At 73.1% G+C, this 16,579-nt stretch carries 17 protein-coding genes; 11 read left to right on the top strand and 6 right to left on the bottom strand.

Going from position 1 to position 16,579, the window contains the following annotated elements:
- From ACWDVW_RS17575 to ACWDVW_RS17565, 3 genes are all read right to left on the bottom strand, one after another.
- The gene (locus tag ACWDVW_RS17575) at nt 1-3,369 is read right to left on the bottom strand and encodes an ATP-binding protein (protein WP_449949815.1); all 3,369 of its coding nucleotides are present in this window, start codon (nt 3,367-3,369) and stop codon (nt 1-3) included.
- 109 nt (nt 3,370-3,478) lie between these two features.
- A complete protein-coding gene (locus ACWDVW_RS17570; protein WP_093409867.1) occupies nt 3,479-3,841 on the bottom strand; it encodes a hypothetical protein in 363 nt (120 codons plus the stop codon).
- A 13-nt stretch (nt 3,842-3,854) separates the two neighbouring features.
- Nucleotides 3,855-4,172 carry a hypothetical protein gene (locus tag ACWDVW_RS17565; RefSeq protein WP_131054228.1) on the bottom strand — a complete coding sequence of 106 codons (318 nt, stop codon included), beginning with the start codon at nt 4,170-4,172 and terminating at the stop codon, nt 3,855-3,857.
- A gap of 345 nt (nt 4,173-4,517) precedes the next feature.
- Here ACWDVW_RS17565 and folP point away from each other — a divergent pair, with 345 nt between their 5' ends.
- The 7 genes from folP (at nt 4,518) to ACWDVW_RS17530 (ending at nt 9,197) form a co-directional block, all read left to right on the top strand.
- Nucleotides 4,518-5,411 carry a dihydropteroate synthase gene (gene folP, locus ACWDVW_RS17560; protein WP_449949811.1) on the top strand — a complete coding sequence of 298 codons (894 nt, stop codon included), beginning with the start codon at nt 4,518-4,520 and terminating at the stop codon, nt 5,409-5,411.
- Nucleotides 5,408-5,773, top strand: a complete 366-nt coding sequence (gene folB, locus ACWDVW_RS17555) for a dihydroneopterin aldolase (RefSeq protein ID WP_449949808.1) — start codon at nt 5,408-5,410, stop codon at nt 5,771-5,773. Before folP ends, folB begins: the two co-directional genes overlap by 4 nt.
- Nucleotides 5,770-6,297, top strand: a complete 528-nt coding sequence (gene folK, locus ACWDVW_RS17550) for a 2-amino-4-hydroxy-6-hydroxymethyldihydropteridine diphosphokinase (protein ID WP_449949805.1) — start codon at nt 5,770-5,772, stop codon at nt 6,295-6,297. The genes folB and folK overlap by 4 nt, the downstream gene beginning before the upstream one ends.
- Nucleotides 6,298-6,433: 136 nt before the next feature.
- Nucleotides 6,434-6,919 (top strand): DUF3180 domain-containing protein, encoded by a 486-nt coding sequence (locus ACWDVW_RS17545; protein ID WP_449949996.1) that lies wholly within the window; start codon nt 6,434-6,436, stop codon nt 6,917-6,919.
- 111 nt (nt 6,920-7,030) lie between these two features.
- A complete protein-coding gene (locus ACWDVW_RS17540) occupies nt 7,031-8,242 on the top strand; it encodes an ABC transporter permease (RefSeq protein WP_449949802.1) in 1,212 nt (403 codons plus the stop codon).
- A 63-nt stretch (nt 8,243-8,305) separates the two neighbouring features.
- Nucleotides 8,306-8,611, top strand: a complete 306-nt coding sequence (locus ACWDVW_RS17535; protein WP_117227372.1) for a hypothetical protein — start codon at nt 8,306-8,308, stop codon at nt 8,609-8,611.
- 94 nt (nt 8,612-8,705) lie between these two features.
- Nucleotides 8,706-9,197, top strand: coding sequence for a hypothetical protein (locus tag ACWDVW_RS17530; RefSeq protein WP_131054221.1), 492 nt, complete (start codon nt 8,706-8,708; stop codon nt 9,195-9,197).
- 70 nt (nt 9,198-9,267) lie between these two features.
- Here ACWDVW_RS17530 and ACWDVW_RS17525 read toward each other — a convergent pair whose 3' ends face one another.
- Nucleotides 9,268-10,263 carry an ABC transporter ATP-binding protein gene (locus ACWDVW_RS17525; protein ID WP_449949788.1) on the bottom strand — a complete coding sequence of 332 codons (996 nt, stop codon included), beginning with the start codon at nt 10,261-10,263 and terminating at the stop codon, nt 9,268-9,270.
- Between the two features lie 2 nt (nt 10,264-10,265).
- On the opposite strand from ACWDVW_RS17525, the gene ACWDVW_RS17520 reads away from it, so the two are divergent.
- The 4 genes from ACWDVW_RS17520 (at nt 10,266) to ACWDVW_RS17505 (ending at nt 14,748) form a co-directional block, all read left to right on the top strand.
- The gene (locus tag ACWDVW_RS17520; RefSeq protein WP_350698588.1) at nt 10,266-10,952 is read left to right on the top strand and encodes an ABC transporter permease; all 687 of its coding nucleotides are present in this window, start codon (nt 10,266-10,268) and stop codon (nt 10,950-10,952) included.
- A 43-nt stretch (nt 10,953-10,995) separates the two neighbouring features.
- Nucleotides 10,996-11,718: an ABC transporter permease gene (locus ACWDVW_RS17515; protein ID WP_449949784.1), complete on the top strand. Its 723-nt coding sequence runs from the start codon at nt 10,996-10,998 to the stop codon at nt 11,716-11,718.
- Between the two features lie 201 nt (nt 11,719-11,919).
- Nucleotides 11,920-12,918, top strand: coding sequence for a glycine betaine ABC transporter substrate-binding protein (locus tag ACWDVW_RS17510; protein ID WP_449949781.1), 999 nt, complete (start codon nt 11,920-11,922; stop codon nt 12,916-12,918).
- 153 nt (nt 12,919-13,071) lie between these two features.
- Nucleotides 13,072-14,748 (top strand): hypothetical protein, encoded by a 1,677-nt coding sequence (locus ACWDVW_RS17505; protein WP_449949778.1) that lies wholly within the window; start codon nt 13,072-13,074, stop codon nt 14,746-14,748.
- Between the two features lie 12 nt (nt 14,749-14,760).
- Here the strand turns inward: ACWDVW_RS17505 and ACWDVW_RS17500 are convergent, their stop codons facing one another.
- Nucleotides 14,761-15,942 carry an NADH-quinone oxidoreductase subunit D gene (locus tag ACWDVW_RS17500; RefSeq protein WP_350698581.1) on the bottom strand — a complete coding sequence of 394 codons (1,182 nt, stop codon included), beginning with the start codon at nt 15,940-15,942 and terminating at the stop codon, nt 14,761-14,763.
- Nucleotides 15,943-15,955: 13 nt separating this feature from the next.
- Nucleotides 15,956-16,579: SAM-dependent methyltransferase (locus tag ACWDVW_RS17495; RefSeq protein WP_449949775.1), on the bottom strand; the 624-nt coding region annotated here is incomplete at its 5' end.

Here is a 16,579-nt window from a genome sequence, read left to right as displayed (position 1 = left end):
TCACGCCTCCATGTCAGGCAGCACGGTCGGTAACACCCCTGCGGCGGCGGCGATGGCGGCGGGGGTGGTATCGAGGTGACTCAGCAGTCCGTCCACGTAGGAGACGTCGACTCGGATCTTCTGCACCCGGCCGTCCACGTCGCGCATGACGAACTCACGGAAGCCGAGTCGGTGGGCGGAGGTCGCGTCGGCGGTGGAGAGCGAGGCGAGGGTGGCCTCGTACCCGTCGTCCACCGGCACGCGCAGCAGCCGCAGCGCCTCGGAGGCGATCTCGGCGTCCTCGGCGATCCGGCCGACGAAGACGGTGGAGACGAGGTTCTGCACGTCGAGGCCGAGGATGTCCCGTGGGTTCTGCGAGGCGACCAGCGCGGCGAGGTTCCACTTCCGGGAGTCACGGGCGAGCCGGACCAGGAAGGATCGACCGGAGCGCCACCCCTCCATGAAGTGCGCCTCGTCCAGGCCCACCAGTTTGCGGGACGACATCGAGCCGCCGTAGCAGCGGCGTACCGCCAGGCGATGCGCGGTGTGCAGCATCGGCAGCGCCAACGCCTCCTCGGCCGACCAGTACTCGCGTTCGATCTTGAGGTCGGGCAGTCGCAGGCCGGCCATGGTGATCACGGTGAGTGCCGCGTCCGCCCCGAGCAGCCCCTCCGGCGGCCGGCCGAAGAAGAGCATGGCCAGCGGCATCTCGGCGGTGTCCAGCAGCAGGTTGGCCAGTTCCCGGCCGGCGTCGTCGTCGAGCTGCGCGAGGCAGGTGACCACGTCGTCCAGCGTGGACGTCTCCTCGGCGGGCACCTGGCGTACGGCATGCCGGAACAGGGTGGCGGTGGACGCCTCGCGGGCCACCTGCGGCGGCACCAGCATCATGCAGATGTCCTGCACCAGCATCCGCCGCTCGGCGCGGGCGTTGGAGACCGCGATCTCGAACTCGCGGTCACCGGCCGCGCCGCTGCTGAACTCGCTGCGCAGCGGCGTCGGGATCAGTGAGTACGGTGCGAGGGTGCCGTGCTCGGAGCCGGTCAGGTTGAGCACCCGAGAGTACGGGCGCAGCTCCGGCATCGCGCAGAGCCGGGCCAGTGGGCCGGACGGGTCGAGCAGCGTCACCTGCACACCGCGTCGCGCGGCGAGGTAGCCCAGGGCGCCGAGCAGGGTCGACTTGCCACCGCCCGGCTCGGCCACGAAGACCGCCAAGCCGGAGCGTTCGCGGACCTCCATCGGGAAGTGCAGGTCGAGGAAGACCGGTCGGCGACAGGTGCCGGCGGTTCGCCCGATCAGGTCGCCCCGGCGGTCGCCGACCGTCGATGCGGCCTGGGGCAGCGCCGCCGCCAGCAGGGGGACCGGCATCCGCCGGACGTATCCGGTGTTGGCGATCGGCTCCCCGGGGATGAACTCGCGGGCCAGCCAGTCCTGGCTCTTCGGGTGCTGGAGGGAGACGCGCAGCTCGCGCGAGTAGAGCTGGATCAGCCGCCGGGCCCGCTCCAGGCACTCCTCACGGGTACGCCCACCCACCGCGATGCGGTGCCAGCCGTGTGCCCGGGCGGAGTCGACCGGCAGCCCGGTGGTCATCTCGTCGCCGATGACCAGGGCACGCTTGGCCAGGCGTTCCAGCTCGGGCGGTGCGTCGATGCCGTGCTCGGCGTAGTCGAGCTGCTGTGACCGGATCATCCGGAGCCGGTGCTCCAGGTTCCGGAAGGAGTCGCCGGAACCGAGGATGTCGACCCGGGTGGAGAGCTCCATCGGCCACGGCAGCCGCTCGTGGAAGTGCAGCCAGGGCTCGTGCCGCTCGGGGATCTCCAGCGGCTCCATCCGGCCGACGGCGAGCACCGCCACGTGCCGTTCCTCGCCGGTCATCCGGTTGACCAGCTTGACCGTCGAACCGTACGGGGTGCGGTAGCGCTCGACCTGCTCGGTGAGGGCCAGCAGGTCACCGCGTTCCCAGCGCCCGTCCGTGATGGGCGAGAGCGCGCCGGGCGGTGCCATGCAGAGCGCCACCGAGCGGTACAGCAGCCATTCCAGCTCCTGCGAGGTGACCCGGCGGCCCCGCATGCCGAACGCGCCCAGGACCTCGTCGAACTGTTCGACGGTGCGTCCGAGCTTGCGGCGTTCGCCTTCGGCCACGCCTCGGCCGAAGGTGCGCAGCACCCGTTCGGTGAGCGAGTCGCCGAGCGAGCGTCGCGCGAAGGTGACGCCGAGGTAGGTCTGCCCCTCGGCGTGGTTGACCGAGAGCAGGTGCCGTTGCGCCGCGACCAGGTGGTCGGCCCAGCTGGGGGTGTCGGGGACGTCCGGAAGCGGGGCTGCGGTGTTGGCATCGATCGTGCGGGCCCACTCGTCGGCCGGGAAGGGCCGGGTGGTGCGTCGCAGGTGCAACCGGAATCCGGCCAGGCCGGCGTACTGCTCGGAGATGGCCGAGAGCAGCGCCTCCCGCTCCGCGTCGGGCCGGAACGCCCAGCGCACCTCCGGCAGCCAGTACCAGGCGGTGACGGTGTTGGGGGTGAAGGTCAGGTGTCCGGCGATCTCGGTGATGGCCAGTTCGACCGACGGATCCCGGTCGCCGAACTTGATCTTCGGTGGGCGGACGCGGGCCGGCTTCACCGGACGGTCGCGCCGCTCCACCGAGCGTTGCCGGGGCGCGGCGGTCGTCCGGGCGGCGGGTGCGGGCGTCCGCCGCGACGGCGGAGCGGTCTCGGCCGGTCGGGCCTCGTCGGCTGGCGGGCGTTCGTCACGGGTCGGCCGTGGCTCGCGCTGCGGACGGTCGTCGCGGGCCGGGCGCTCGTCGACGCCGGGGCGCGCGGATCGTTCGGCCCGGGTCGGCTGGTCGTCGACGGGCGGGCGGGCGTTCGGAAGCCGGTCGGGAGCCGGTGCCGGCGTCCGGGCGGGCGGCGGCGGCACGGCGGGCGCGGCGACCACGGGAGGCTCGACGGCGGGTCGGGTGACGGTGGGGGCCGGACCGGTGGCCTGTGCGGGCAGGTGTGGCGCTGCCGGCCGTCGGGTCACCGGCGCCGGGGGGACGACCGGCGGTGGCGGGGGCGGTGCCTGCTGCGGCACGCTCCGCCCGGGCAGGGCACGCTGGGCGGAACCCGGTCGGGCGTACGTGCCGCCGAACAGGTCCAGGAAGGGCGAGTCGATGTCGGCCCCGTCGCGGGGGGCCGGGGGCGGTGGTGCGGGTTCGGCCGACACCGACAGGCGCTGCGGCGGGCGGGGTGCCTGGAAGACACCGACGCCACCGTGGCCGGGGGTGGTGGCGAGCGCCGGATCCAGCTCGACGTCGTCGAGTTCACCGGCCTGCGGGTAGTCGAATGATCGCGCACGGTTACCGTGCGGTGCGGCCGGACGCCCGGCCGGGGATCCCGGCGTGGAGGAGGGGCTCATGCGACCGCCCTGCCCGCGTCCGTGGTGGCCGTGGGGAAGCCGGGTGTCGCCTCGGCGGCACCGGGACGGCCCGGCAACCTGTGGGACGGCCGGTACGGCGTGCAGCCGGTCATGCGAGTTCCTCCCGGATCCTGATCCTGCTGCCGACCAGGCGCGGATCGCGCTGTTCGGCGGCCGGCTCCCGGGTGCGTCGCCAGTCGGTCAGCGCGGTACGGATCACCATGCGCGCCGGCCGGTCCGGGTCGACGTACCGGAAGACGAACGAGGTGGTCACGATGGCGAGGGCGATCTCCCAGGCGGGGAAGAGCTCGACCTGCAACGTGAACAACCAGTGGATGAACATGTAGAGGGGAACGAGCAGCATGAACAGCCCGTACTGGGCGTACGGCAGGTGGACCGGAAGGGTGTAGCCGGGCGGCCCGAGATAGACCAGGCGGGCCCGGTAGATGTCGTCGTCGGTGCGCAGCCGCATGTCGAGCCCGCGCCTATTCGAAGATCAGGTTGATCAGGAAGTCGCCGATGAAGAAGAGGGTGGCGGCTCCGGCGATGAAGGCCAACCCGACGATCGCGATGGCGGAGCTTGTCAACACCTTGGAGATCTCGCCCCGGCTGGCACGCCCGATGAAGATGACACCCAGGACGGCGAGCAGGATCGGCGCGATCTTGCTGGCGAAGAAGGTGACGACGCCTTCGGTGTTGATCCCGGTCGGCTCGTCGGCGGCGAGCGGGATCGACGACGCCACAGTGGAGAGCAGGTGGGCGGCGTTGCTCGACGCCGCTTCCATCAGCTCGATGGCGATCACTGGAACCTCCCCAAGTCGCGGCCGGCGGTGCCGCGGTGGTGCAGTAGGCAAGCCTTGCGGGATCGGTGCTCGGTCGGTACAGCGACTGAGACCCTGCGTGTGTTACTCGCCACGGAAAGTGGCGATTTTTGGGCGAATTACCCCGCTTCGGCCCTCCCCTCCACGCCTCGCCATCTCGATGCTGGGCAATTCCACAGCGTACGGGCCGCCCCCCTTTGCGACAAGCCGCGAAGAGTCTGCCCGAAGCTGCCCGGACGACCGATAGTACACACGTTCTAATCACCATGTCAGCGCCCGGATCGCGGGCCTGCTCAGGGCGGTGGGACGGACCGGTACCGTCTAGTCGTGACCGATCTGGTACGGGCCCCGGCCCCGGTGGTGATGGGCGTTCTGAACGTCACGCCCGACTCGTTCTCCGACGGCGGACGCTACGCCGACGTCGCCGCGGCCGTCGCACACGGCGTCCGGCTGCGCGCCGAGGGAGCGGCGTTGGTGGATGTCGGTGGAGAGTCGACGCGGCCCGGCGCCGACCGGGTGGACGCCGAGACCGAGAGCGCCCGGGTGCTGCCGGTGGTCCGGGAGCTGACGGCGGCGGGCGTACCGGTCAGCATCGACACCACCCGGGCCCGGGTCGCCGAGGCCGCGCTGGCGGCCGGGGCGGTGGTGGTCAACGACGTATCCGGCGGCCTGGCCGATCCGGACATGGCCCGCGTCGTCCGGGACGCCGACTGCCCCTGGGTGCTGATGCACTGGCGTGGCCACTCCCGGCGGATGAGCGAGCTGGCCAGCTACCGCGACGTGGTCGCCGACGTCCGCGCCGAACTCGGCGAGCGGGTGGCGGCGGCGCTCGCCGCCGGGGTGTCCGAGAACCGACTGATCATCGACCCGGGCCTGGGCTTCGCCAAGACGGCGGCGCACAACTGGCAGCTCAGCGCCCGGCTGCCGGAACTGCTCGACCTCGGCTACCCGTTGCTGTTCGCCGCGAGCCGCAAGTCCTACCTCGGCCTGCTGTTGGCCGGCCCGGACGGCGCCCCACGACCCACCGACGGACGGGCGGCGGCCACCGTCGCCACCAGCCTGCTCGCGGTCGCCGCCGGTGCCTGGGGGGTACGCGTGCACGACGTGCGCGCCACCGTGGACGCGCTCGCGGTCTGGCAGGCCACCGGCGCTCCCCGGCTCGGCGGCGTGCCGGAGAGCCGACCGCCTGTCGGCGCGGCCGACCGGGAGGTGCGGCGATGACCGACCGGATCCAGCTGACCGGCCTGCGGGCCCACGGCCGGCACGGCGTGTACGACTTCGAACGGGCCCGGGGGCAGGAGTTCGTCGTCGACGTCGTCCTGGAGCTGGACCTCGGCCCCGCCGCGCGCTCCGACGACGTGGCCGACACGGTGCACTACGGCGAACTGGCCGACGGGCTGGTCGCGGTGCTCACCGGCGAGCCGGTCAACCTGATCGAGACGCTGGCCGACCGCCTGATCGGGGTCTGCCTGACCGATCCACGGGTGTCTGCCGCGACGGTGACCGTGCACAAGCCCGAGGCGCCGGTGTCGCACCCGTTCGGCGACGTGGCCGTGACGATGCGCCGGACGCGTACCCGATGACGCGGGCGGTGCTCTCCCTGGGCAGCAACCTGGGTGACCGCCTCGACCACCTGGGTACCGCCGTGGCCACGCTCGGCGAGAGCGTGCTGATGGTCTCCGGGGTGTACGAGACGCCGCCCTGGGGCGACATCGCGCAGCCGGCGTACCTGAACGCGGTGGTGTTGGTCGGCGACCCGGCCGCCGGCCCGTACGACTGGTTGGCGCGGGCCCGGGCCGCCGAGCAGGCCGCCGGGCGGGTCCGCGACCCACAGCGGCGGTTCGGTCCGCGCACGCTCGACGTCGACGTGATCGCGGTCTGGGGCGACGACGGTGAGCCGGTGCTCAGCGACGATCCCGAGCTGACCCTGCCGCATCCCCGGGCGCACCTGCGCGCCTTCGTGCTACGGCCGTGGATCGACATCCAGCCCTACGGCCGGTTGCCCGGACACGGCTGGCTGACCGATCTGCTCACCGCCGGGCCGCTCGCCGCCGAGGTCGCGGAACTGAGCCCACGACCGGATCTGACGTTAGAGTCGACGCCATGAGCGAGCGCAGCGGAGTCGACACGGGCGAGCACGGCGGGTCGGCCGTGTGGCGCGGCGCCGCGGTGGCCCTGACCGGCACGCGGCGTGACGGAGGACCGGCATGACGCGGTCCACGCCCCCCGACGACGAGTCGCGGATGGGTCCCACGCGCATCTCGACCCTGGTGGTCGCCGCCCTGGCCGCCGCCGCCGTGATCTGGCTGCTGATCAGCAGCTTCTACTACAGCGGGCTGCCGCCACTGCCCTGGCTGCCGGTGGTGACCCTGGCCGGGCTCGCCGTGCTGGAGGCGTACGCGGCGGTCAACACCCGTGGTCGCATCGACCGTCGGCCCGGCCGCGACCCGGTCAACCCGTTGATGGTCGCCCGCTTCGTCGTGCTGGCCAAGGCGTCCGCGCTGGTCGGGGCCATCTTCGCCGGGGCGTACGCCGGGTTGGTCGGTTGGTTGTTGGTGCAGAGCACCCGGGCGGCCGGCGCGGATCGGCCGGCGGCGATCGCCGGACTGGCGGCCTCGGTCGCGCTGGTGGCGGCCGCGCTCTGGCTGGAGCGCTCCTGCCGGGTCCCGGAGCGGCCGGAGGACGAGCAGGAGCCGGACGACTGGGAGAGTCGCCCGCCTCGACGCTGAACGCGGGGTTACGCCCGGCTCCGCCGCGCGGGTACGGTGCCTGCGACCAGAAGGTGACGGTCACCGCCGGTGCGTCGATGGGTTCCCGGCGGCTGCTGGGAGGCAACGATCATGGCGTACGACGACTCGGGCCGGAGTCAACTCCCGGAACCGACCTCCGCCGCCCCCGTCGCGGTGGCGGAGCCCGGTCCCGACGACCCGCAGTGCGAGACCGGCCCGGACCGCTTCGGTGTGCACATCGTCTGGGAGACGCTCCTGCTGTTCGGTTTCGCCGCGCTGGTCTATCTGGTCTGGCGGGAGGACCCGGCGGTGCTGCGGGGCAGTGGGCTGCGCGTACTCATCGTCGAGGTGGTCGCCCTCGGCCTGCTGGCGCTGGCCGCCGGGCTGAGCCTGCGGACGGCTGCGGTGAACCTGGCGATCGGTCCGGTGGCGGTCGCGGCCGGGCTGCACTTCGCCGAACAGTCGGACCGGGGCCTGGTCGAGGCCGTCGGGCTGGCCGGTGGCGTGGCCGCCCTCGGTGGACTGCTGCTGGGGCTGCTCGTCGTGGTGCTGCAGGTGCCCGGCTGGGCGGCCAGCCTGGCGGGTGCGGCCGGCGTGATCGTCTACATCGAGCAGCGCTCCGCGCCGGTGCTGGTGCAGGGGGACTTCGACCCGCGCGGCGTCGCCGGCCAACTCTTCGTCGGCTTCGCCGCGATTGCCGTGTTCGGCGCGCTGTTCGGGGCGCTGGGACCGATCCGTCGGCTGGTCGGCCGGTTCCGTCCGGTCGCCGACCCGGCCCGGCGGCGGGGGACGGCCGCGGCGGTCGTCACCACCCTGGGGTACGTCGTCTCCACCGTCCTGGCGATGCTCGCCGGTGCACTCGTCGCCTCCGCCGAGGGCGCGGTGACCCCGGCGACCGGGCTGGACTGGACGGTGCTGGCGGTGGGTGCGGCCGTGCTCGCCGGCACCAGCGCCTTCGGGCTGCGCGGCGGGGTGTTCGGCACGCTGCTGACGGCCGGCGCGATCGGCCTGTTCCTCGCGTACGCGCAGACCCGTGGCTGGACGGTCAGCCGGTGGGCGGTCGGTGGGGTGGTGCTGGCCACCGGTCTGGTGGTCACCCGGCTGGTCGAGGCGTACGGGCGTCCGGCGCCGCTGTTCCGGGCCCCGCCGCCGCCCCCGCCGCCGGACGCCACCAACGGCGGCGGGTGGACATTGCCACGGCCGGAGCCGGTCGGTGACTGGCCGCCGATGCCTCCGGCAGAGCCGCCGATGAGCACCACCGACCCGTGGGGGCCCCGCCGGTGGGAGACCGGCCCGCGCCCGTGGGACGCCGAGGACCGCTGACGGGCGGTGGTTCCCGCGTGCCGTCGACGCGCCGAATGTGATCTCGGCGGTTAGGCTCGGTTCATGACCGACACATCATCGATCTCCGGCGGCCGGTCGTTCGAGGAGCTGGACGCCCTCTCCACGGAGGAGCTGCGCGAGCAGGCGTTCGCGCTCGCCCGGGAGAACCGGGACGTCAAGTTCTTCTGGTCGGTGCTGCGGCGTCTGCCGAACGCGGACGAGGCCGCCGCCCTGGACGGCGCGCCGAACTCGGTGGGGCCGACGATCGACGAGGCCGTCGCGTTGTGGCGGGAGATGACCGGCCACGGTTACGAGGAGTCCGCTCCGCTGCTGCGCGCGGCCTTCATCGACTACCTGATGAAGCACTGACCGACCGGGTCGGAGCCCACCGCCGAACAGGGCGTACCACCATAAAGCGCGCCTCGCGTTTGCCCGTGTCGATGTGCTGGGAACTAGCGGGGCCATGGCTCTCACCAATCGATACAAGTCCGCACCGGGCGCCGGCACGCTCGCCGCGCTCATCATGGTCCTGGTCTTCGGCAGCCCCTGGTACGCCGACTGGGCACGGGACAACACCGACCCGGACAGCGCCGGTGGCTGGTTCCTGAGACTTCTCGCCTGGCCGGCCTGGCGGTTCGACTCCTCCGACTCGATCCAGGAGATCTTCGCCGCTGATCTCAAGGCGATCCTCGTGGTCGTGATGACCTTCGTCTTCCTCTACCTCCTGCCGGGTTCGCAGTTGGCCCGGGCCCGGGGCACGCTCAGCCAGTTCTTCGCCGGCTGGGCGGCGTTCGTCTTCGCGGGGGCCTTCGCAGCCCTGCTCACCGCGCTGATCCGCACCAACCCGTCGCTGCTCGGCGCCTTCCAGGCCGCCGGCGACGGTGCCGAGTACGGCCTCTTCACCGGCTGGATCATCGGCATCGCCACCCTCGGTGGCTACCGGGGACGCCGCTGACCTCGTCCGTCGACCGGGACCGGGCCTGCCGCACCGGCGGGCCCGGCTCGGTGCGGACCCGAGGCGCGGCTCAGCCGGTCGGTTCGGCGAGTGTGAGGACGCGTTCCCGGCTGAGCACCCCGACCGGGCGCCCCTCCTCGGTGACGACGGCCCGGCCCTGCGCCGAGGTGAGCAGCACCGCCAACGCGTCGTACGCCGAACGGCCCAGCGGCACCGAGGGCAGTTCCGCCGTGCCGTCGGCGGGCAGCGGTTCGAGCACCTCGCGGGTCAGCGGGGTGACCGCCAGCCGCCGGATGCCCCGGTCGGCGCCGACGAACTCGCGGACGAACGGGGTGGCGGGGCTACCCAGCAGGGCCGCCGGGGTGTCGTACTGCTCCAGGTGGCCGCCCTCGGAGAGCACCGCGATGCGGTCGCCGAGGCGTACCGCCTCGTCCAGGTCGTGGGTGACCAGGACGATGGTCTTGCGGACCTCGGCCTGGAGCCGCAGGAACTCCTCCTGCAACCGGGTCCGCACGATCGGGTCCACGGCGGAGAACGGCTCGTCCATCAGCAGCACGACCGGGTCGGCCGCCAGCGCCCGGGCCACACCGACCCGCTGCCGCTGACCGCCGGAGAGTTCGTGCGGGTAGCGCCGGCCGAACTGTGCCGGATCGAGGCCGACCAGCTCCAGCAGTTCGTCGACGCGCCGCCGGGCCCGGTCCCGGGGCCAGCCGAGCAGGCGGGGCACGGTGGCCACGTTGGCGGCCACCGTCTGGTGCGGGAACAGACCGACGTTCTGGATGACGTACCCGATCTGCCGCCGCAGCTTCACCGGGTCGACCCGGGTCACGTCGGAGTCGCCGAGCACGATCCGGCCGGCGGTCGGCTCGATCAGGCGGTTGATCATCCGCAACACGGTCGACTTGCCGCAACCGGAGGGCCCGATCAGCACGACCAGCTCGCCCGCGTCGATCTGCAGGCTGAGGTCGCGGACGGCCTCGGTGCCGTCCGGATACCGCTTGCCGATACCGTCGAGAGTGATCGACGCCGCGCGCTGACCGTCGTCGACGACCGGGGTAACGTCCACGTATGTCCTTCCGCCTGAGCTACCGGGCCGACCCGGGTAACCCGTGGTTCTCCTGGCAGTACGTGCGGGACAACTCTGACACGGTGCTGGCCGCCCTGCGGGACCACACCACGCTGACCCTACGGGCGGTGCTGATCGCGGCGCTGATCGCCATCCCGCTGGCCGTCGTGGCGTACTGGTTCCGGCCGTTGACCGGCCCGATTCTCGCACTCACCGGGGTGCTCTACACCGTCCCGTCCCTGGCGCTGTTCGCGTTCATCGCGCCGTACCTGGGCATCGGGGTGGCGACGGTGCTCAGCGTGGTGGTGCTCTACGCGCTGCTGGTGATCGTCCGGAACGCCGTGGCCGGGCTCAACCAGGTGCCGGACGAGGTGCGCGAGGCGGCCGAGGGCATGGGCTACGGCCGCTGGGGCCGGCTGCTGCGGGTGGAACTGCCGCTCGCCCTGCCCGGCATCCTCACCGGCCTGCGGCTGGCCACGGTCTCCACCGTCGCGCTGGTCACCGTCGGCGTGGTGATCGGGCGCGGCGGCCTCGGGCAGATCATCTTCGCGGGTTTCCAGAACAACTTCTACAAGGCCCAGATCATGACCGGGACGCTGCTCTGCGTACTGCTGGCGCTGGTGCTCGACCTGTTCCTGGTCGGCGTCGGCCGGCTGCTCACCCCGTGGCTGCGCGGGCGGGTCGGATGAGCGCGGGCGCGATGGCCGGCCGGCGGGTCGGCGGGAGGACGCCATGAATCCCGTGGAGCAGGCGGTGCTCTGGCTCAACGACCCGTTGAACTGGACCAACCCGGGCGGGGTGCTGGACCGGCTCGGCGAGCACGTGAGCATGTCGGCTGCGGCCGTCCTGCTGGGCTGCCTGGTGGCCTGGCCGCTCGGCCTGTGGCTGGGACACACCGGCCGGGGCGGCGGGTTGGTGGTGCTGGTCTCCAACGTCACCCTGGCGGTGCCCACGCTGGCGCTGTTGACCATCCTGCCGTTGACCTTCCTCGGCTTCGGTCGCCCGGCCGTGGTGGTCGCCCTGGCGGTGTTCGCGGTGCCGCCGCTGCTGGCCAACGCGTACACCGGGGTGCGGCAGGTGGACGCGCAGATCCGCGAGGCGGCCCGGGGGATGGGGATGACCGGCGGGCAGGTGCTGCGCCGGGTCGAGTTGCCGCTCGCGGTGCCCTACCTGGCCGCCGGGTTCCGGACCGCCGCCGTGCAGGTGGTCGCCACGGCGGCCCTGGCGACCTTCGTCAACGGCGGTGGCCTCGGGGAGATCATCCGATTCGGCTTCGGGCTGAGCATCGCGGTCGGCGGTGGCCAGATCCTCGCCGGTGGCCTGTTGGTGGCCGTGCTCGCGGTCAGCGTCGAACTCGTCTTCGCGTGGGTCGAGCGGATGGTCACCCCGCGCCCGCTGCGTCGCGTCCGGCGCCGGGCCGCACGACGCGCGGCGGACGCGGTCACCGGCACCTGAACCGCCCGGTTCCCGCCGGTCCGTGCGGCTGCTCGCGCGGCCTGTCGTGGACGGATGGTGACGTTCCGGTGACGAAGTTCTCTCCAGGTTGTCGGTGCCTGCCGCGACGATGTTGGGTGGGACTGCGGGCGGCTGATGCGATCGCCCGTCGGACACGCGGCCGGCCCGAGGGGGTCGCGCCGGGACACGGAAGGCGGGCACATGCGCGCAGGTAGAAGACTGTCCATCGCGTTCGTCGGCGCGATCGCCGCCGCCGGCGTGCTGGTCGGGTGCGGCGAGGCCGGCTCCTCCGGCACCGAGGCGCCGCAGCAGGGGGCCTCGGGGGAGGGCTGCGCGCCGGTGGCCGGCGAGCAGCTCATCGCGCTCGACGACGACAAGTCCCTGCAGAACGCGGACAACATCATTCCGGCGATCAACAGCGAGGTGTCCAACCCGCAGCTCGTCGCGGCGCTGGACAAGGTCTCGTCCGTGCTCGACACCCCCAAGCTGGTGCAGCTCAACAAGGCGGTCGACGTGGACCGCAAGAGCGCCCAGGTGGCCGCGCAGGAGTTCGCTACGGCCAACTCGTTGGCCGACGGGGTCGAGCGGGGACCGGGCGGACGCATCACGGTGGGCGCCGGCAACTTCACCGAGAGCGAGATCATCGCCGAGCTCTACAAGATCCAGCTCACCGCGGCCGGCTACCAGGTCACCGTCCAGCAGATCGGCAACCGGGAGCTGTACGAGCCGGCGCTGGAGAAGGGCGAGATCCAGGTCGTCCCGGAGTACGCGGCCACCATGGCCGAGTTCCTCAACGGCAAGGCGGGCGGCGGTCAGCCGGTCTCCTCGCCGGACGTGGAGGCCACCGTCACCGCCCTGCGTGGCCTCGGCGAGAAGGCTGGCCTCACCTTCGGTGCCCCGGCCGCCGCGCAGAGCCAGAACGCGTTCGCGGTGACCCAGGAGTTCGCCGACAAGTACGGCGTGCGGACCCTCTCCGAGCTGGCCGAGAAGTGCTCGGGCACGGCCACCGTGCTGGGCGGCCCGCCGGAGTGCCAGGAGCGCCCGTTCTGCAAGCCCGGCCTGGAGGAGAAGTACGGCCTGACGGTGGGTTCCTTCTCGTCGCTGGACGGTGGCGGCCCGCTGACCAAGACCGGTCTGCGTAACGGCACGATCAGCGTCGGCCTGGTCTTCTCGACCGACGCGGCGTACGCGCAGAGCTGATCCGTCGACACCCGGCGCCCTCGGTCGATCCGGCCGGGGGCGCCGCGTCGTCGCTGGTCGCCGCCAAGTACGGCGATATCGGCGCAACGCCGACCGAAAGGTCTTCGGCCGAGCCGTTCCCACCCACCGCAACTCTCGGTAGGGTGGGGACCCATGCCTGCCCCGCTACCCGTCGACGCGCGCAACAAGAGAATGCTCAAAGCGCTCTTCTGGGGCGGTGTGGCCCTGGCCCCCGTCGCGGCGCTGATCCTGCTGGTTGCCGACGGCAACGGCCCGCTCCGCTTCGCCGCGGTGCTGGCCATCATGGCCGTGGTGCTCATCGGCCTCTCCATCGCGCTACGGACCGAGGGGGACGGTTCGGCGCGGAGCGAGGAGTTGCGCGCGGACCTCGACGAGCTCCGGCGTGAGCTACGAGGCGAGATCGTGGCCGCCGCCCAGCGCGGCAACCAGGCGCTCGACGAGGCGCAGCGAGCCCAGGAGGCACTGGCCGGGCTGCGGCGTCGGCTGGAGGCCAGTGCCGCTCAGTTGGCCGGTACCGACGAGGCGCCCGGCCCCGGCCGGGCTCGCGTGCCGGCGCCCGCCGCGGAGGCACCGCCCCGGTACGCCGAGCGACCCGCCGGCCCGGCTGGCACGTACGGCGCGGCCCAGGTCGCGGAGCCCGCCGCTGCGGGGGTGTACGGCGCGGCGGCGACCGCCGAACCAGACGCCGCAGCGACCGGCGGATACCACGACGAACGCCCGGCGTCGCGGGGCGGCGACGAGCGGCCGTCCGGGTACGGCGCCGAACGCCCGGCCGGTACCGCCGGGGTCTACGGTGCGGCGAACCGTCAGGAGGCGGAGAACCGCTCGGGTGACCAGGCGCACCGCCCGCACGGGGTGGTCCGGCACACCGAGACCGTGCACGTCACCACCCGGCACACCGTCGTCGACGGCGGCGTCGGTGAGTCCGGCGGCCGGTACGGCGGCTACGGGACGTCCTGGCCGGAGGAGCGGTCCCGGGGCGGTCACGCCGCCGAGCGGGACGAGCGGTCCTGGTCCGACGCGGACGAGCGTGGCCGCCGGGGCGAGAACCGCTCCTGGTCGCCCCCGCCCGGCCGCGAGGAGGAACGGTCCTGGTCGGGTGCGGGCCGGGCCGACGACCGTCCCCGCTCCGGCGGGGCCCGCGAGGAGGACGCGTCCTGGGCGGAACCGCACCAGGAACGTTCCTGGACCGGTTCGCACGACGACCGCGCCGGACATCGCGACGACCGCGCCGGACACCGCGACGACCGCGCCGCCTACCGGGACGAGCACGCCGGGTACCGGGACGCCCGGGAGGCGGGCCGGGACGACCGGGGGTGGGACGGCGGCGCCGCGCGGTGGGAGGCGGCTCCCGAGGCCCCGGCCGCGAGCCGGACGGCCCGACCGGACGACACCGGGGAGTACTGGGCGCAGATGCGCGCCGCTGACCGCTGGGCCGCCGTACGCGACGACGATCAGGGCCGGGAACTGCGGGTCGGTGAACGGCGTGCCGAGGTGCACGCCGACCAGAGCGGCACCGAGTACCGGATGCAGGATCGCTGGGCCAGCGTGCGGCAGGACGAGCCTCGGCGTGGCGGTGCCCGCGAGGAGGCGTGGCGGGAAGGCTGGGGCGAGCCGGAGGGTCAGCCGGCGCTACCGCCCGGCGGGGTTCCGGTGCCGCAGGAGTGGCGGCCACCCCGCCAGCGTGGTCAACAGCCCGAACCGGTCCGTGGACGGCCGGAACCGGAGCCGTACGGGCGGCGGCACCAGGCCGAGGAGCCCGGCTACGACCGTCAGGGCTACGAGCCCGACCGGGGCCGTTGGCGCTGACCGGTCACCGGCCTACTTGTCGATGTCGCCGACCACGAAGAACATCGAGCCGAGGATGGCGATCAGGTCCGGCACCAGGCAGCCCGGCAGCAGCGTGGCGAGCGCCTGCACGTTCGCGTACGACGCGGTGCGCAACTTGAGCCGCCACGGCGTCTTCTCACCCCGCGACACCAGGTAGTAGCCGTTGATGCCGAGCGGGTTCTCCGTCCAGGCGTAGGTGTGGCCCTCGGGCGCCTTGAGCACCTTCGGCAGTCGGGTGTTGATCGGCCCGGTGAGCCGGTCCACCCGGTCCAGGCACTGCTCGGCCAGGTCCAACGAGGCGTACACCTGGTCGAGCAGCACCTCGAAGCGGGCGTGGCAGTCGCCGGTGGTGCGGGTGACCACCGGCACGTCGAGCTGGTCGTAGGCGAGGTACGGCTCGTCGCGGCGCAGGTCCAGGTCCAGCCCGGAGGCCCGGGCGACCGGCCCGGAGGCACCGAACGCGGCGGCGTCGGCGGCGGAGAGCACCCCCACCCCGACGGTCCGGGCCAGGAAGATGTCGTTGCGCCGGATCAGGTTGTCCAGGTCGGGCATCCGGCGACGTACCTCGCCGATGGCGGCGCGGGCCCGCCCGGTCCAGCCCGACGGCACCTCCTCCTTGAGGCCGCCGACCCGGTTGAACATGTAGTGGATACGCCCCCCGGAGACCTCCTCCATCACCGTCTGGAGCGTCTCCCGTTCCCGGAAGGCGTAGAACATCGGTGTGATCGCGCCGATCTCCAGCGGGTACGAGCCGAGGAACATCAGGTGGTTGAGCACCCGGTTCAGCTCGGCCAGGGCCATCCGCAGCCAGGTCGCCCGCTCCGGCACCTCCATGCCCATCAGCCGTTCCACCGCGAGCACCACGCCCAGCTCGTTGGCGAAGGCGGAGAGCCAGTCGTGCCGGTTGGCCAGCACGATGATCTGCCGGTAGTCGCGTACCTCGAACAGCTTCTCCGCGCCCCGGTGCATGTAGCCCACGATGGGCTCGGCGGCGATCACCCGCTCGCCGTCGAGGACGAGCTTGAGTCGCAGCACACCGTGGGTGGAGGGGTGCTGCGGCCCGATGTTGAGCACCATGTCCGTGCCGAGCTGCTCCCCGCCGGTGCCCGCCACCAGCCCGGCACCGGTGCCGACGGTCAGCTCGCGCAGGTCGCCCGTGGTCATGCCCGCCATCGTGCCATGAACGTCAGGACCACAGTGGCAGCCGGTCCACGGCCAGCCCGACCGGCTGCCAGAGCCACAGATGCCCGCCGAGCCCGGCCGGATCGGTCAGTTCGGCCGCCGCCGTCGCCTCGGCCAGCGCCCGCACGTACCCGGCCGGGTCCTGATAGGCCAGGCTCAACGGCGGTCGCCCACCGTCCGCCCCGAGCGCTCGCAGCCCCTCCCGCTGAGTTCCCAGGGAGTACGCACACCGCGCGACCCGCTCACCGGCAGAGGCGACCGAGTCCATGGCGACGTGCGCGGTCACGTCACACGACCCGTCCGGCACCGGCGGCATCTGTCGCCCACCCCGGTACCCGGTCAACGAACCCGCAGCGGGCCGGCTCGCACGCAAGTGCCCGTAGTCCACCGCGACGGCCAGCCCCCGCTCGACGTGGCCCACCGCAGCGGCCCACGCCTCGTCCCGGGTCCGCCCGATCTCGGCGCGTTCGACGGCCTGGCTGCGGTCCGTGGGGGTGCGGTCCGTGGGGGTGCGGTCCGTGGGGGTGCGGTCCGTGGGGGTGCGGTCCGTGGGGGTGCGGTCCGTGGGGGTTTCCGGGCAGCCCGACCGGCTCCGGGCGGTCAGGCTTGATCCCTGCGCCGGTCGGGC

The organism is Micromonospora sp. NPDC003241 (assembly GCF_053589795.1).
This window is presented reverse-complemented; position numbering and strand designations above follow the sequence as displayed.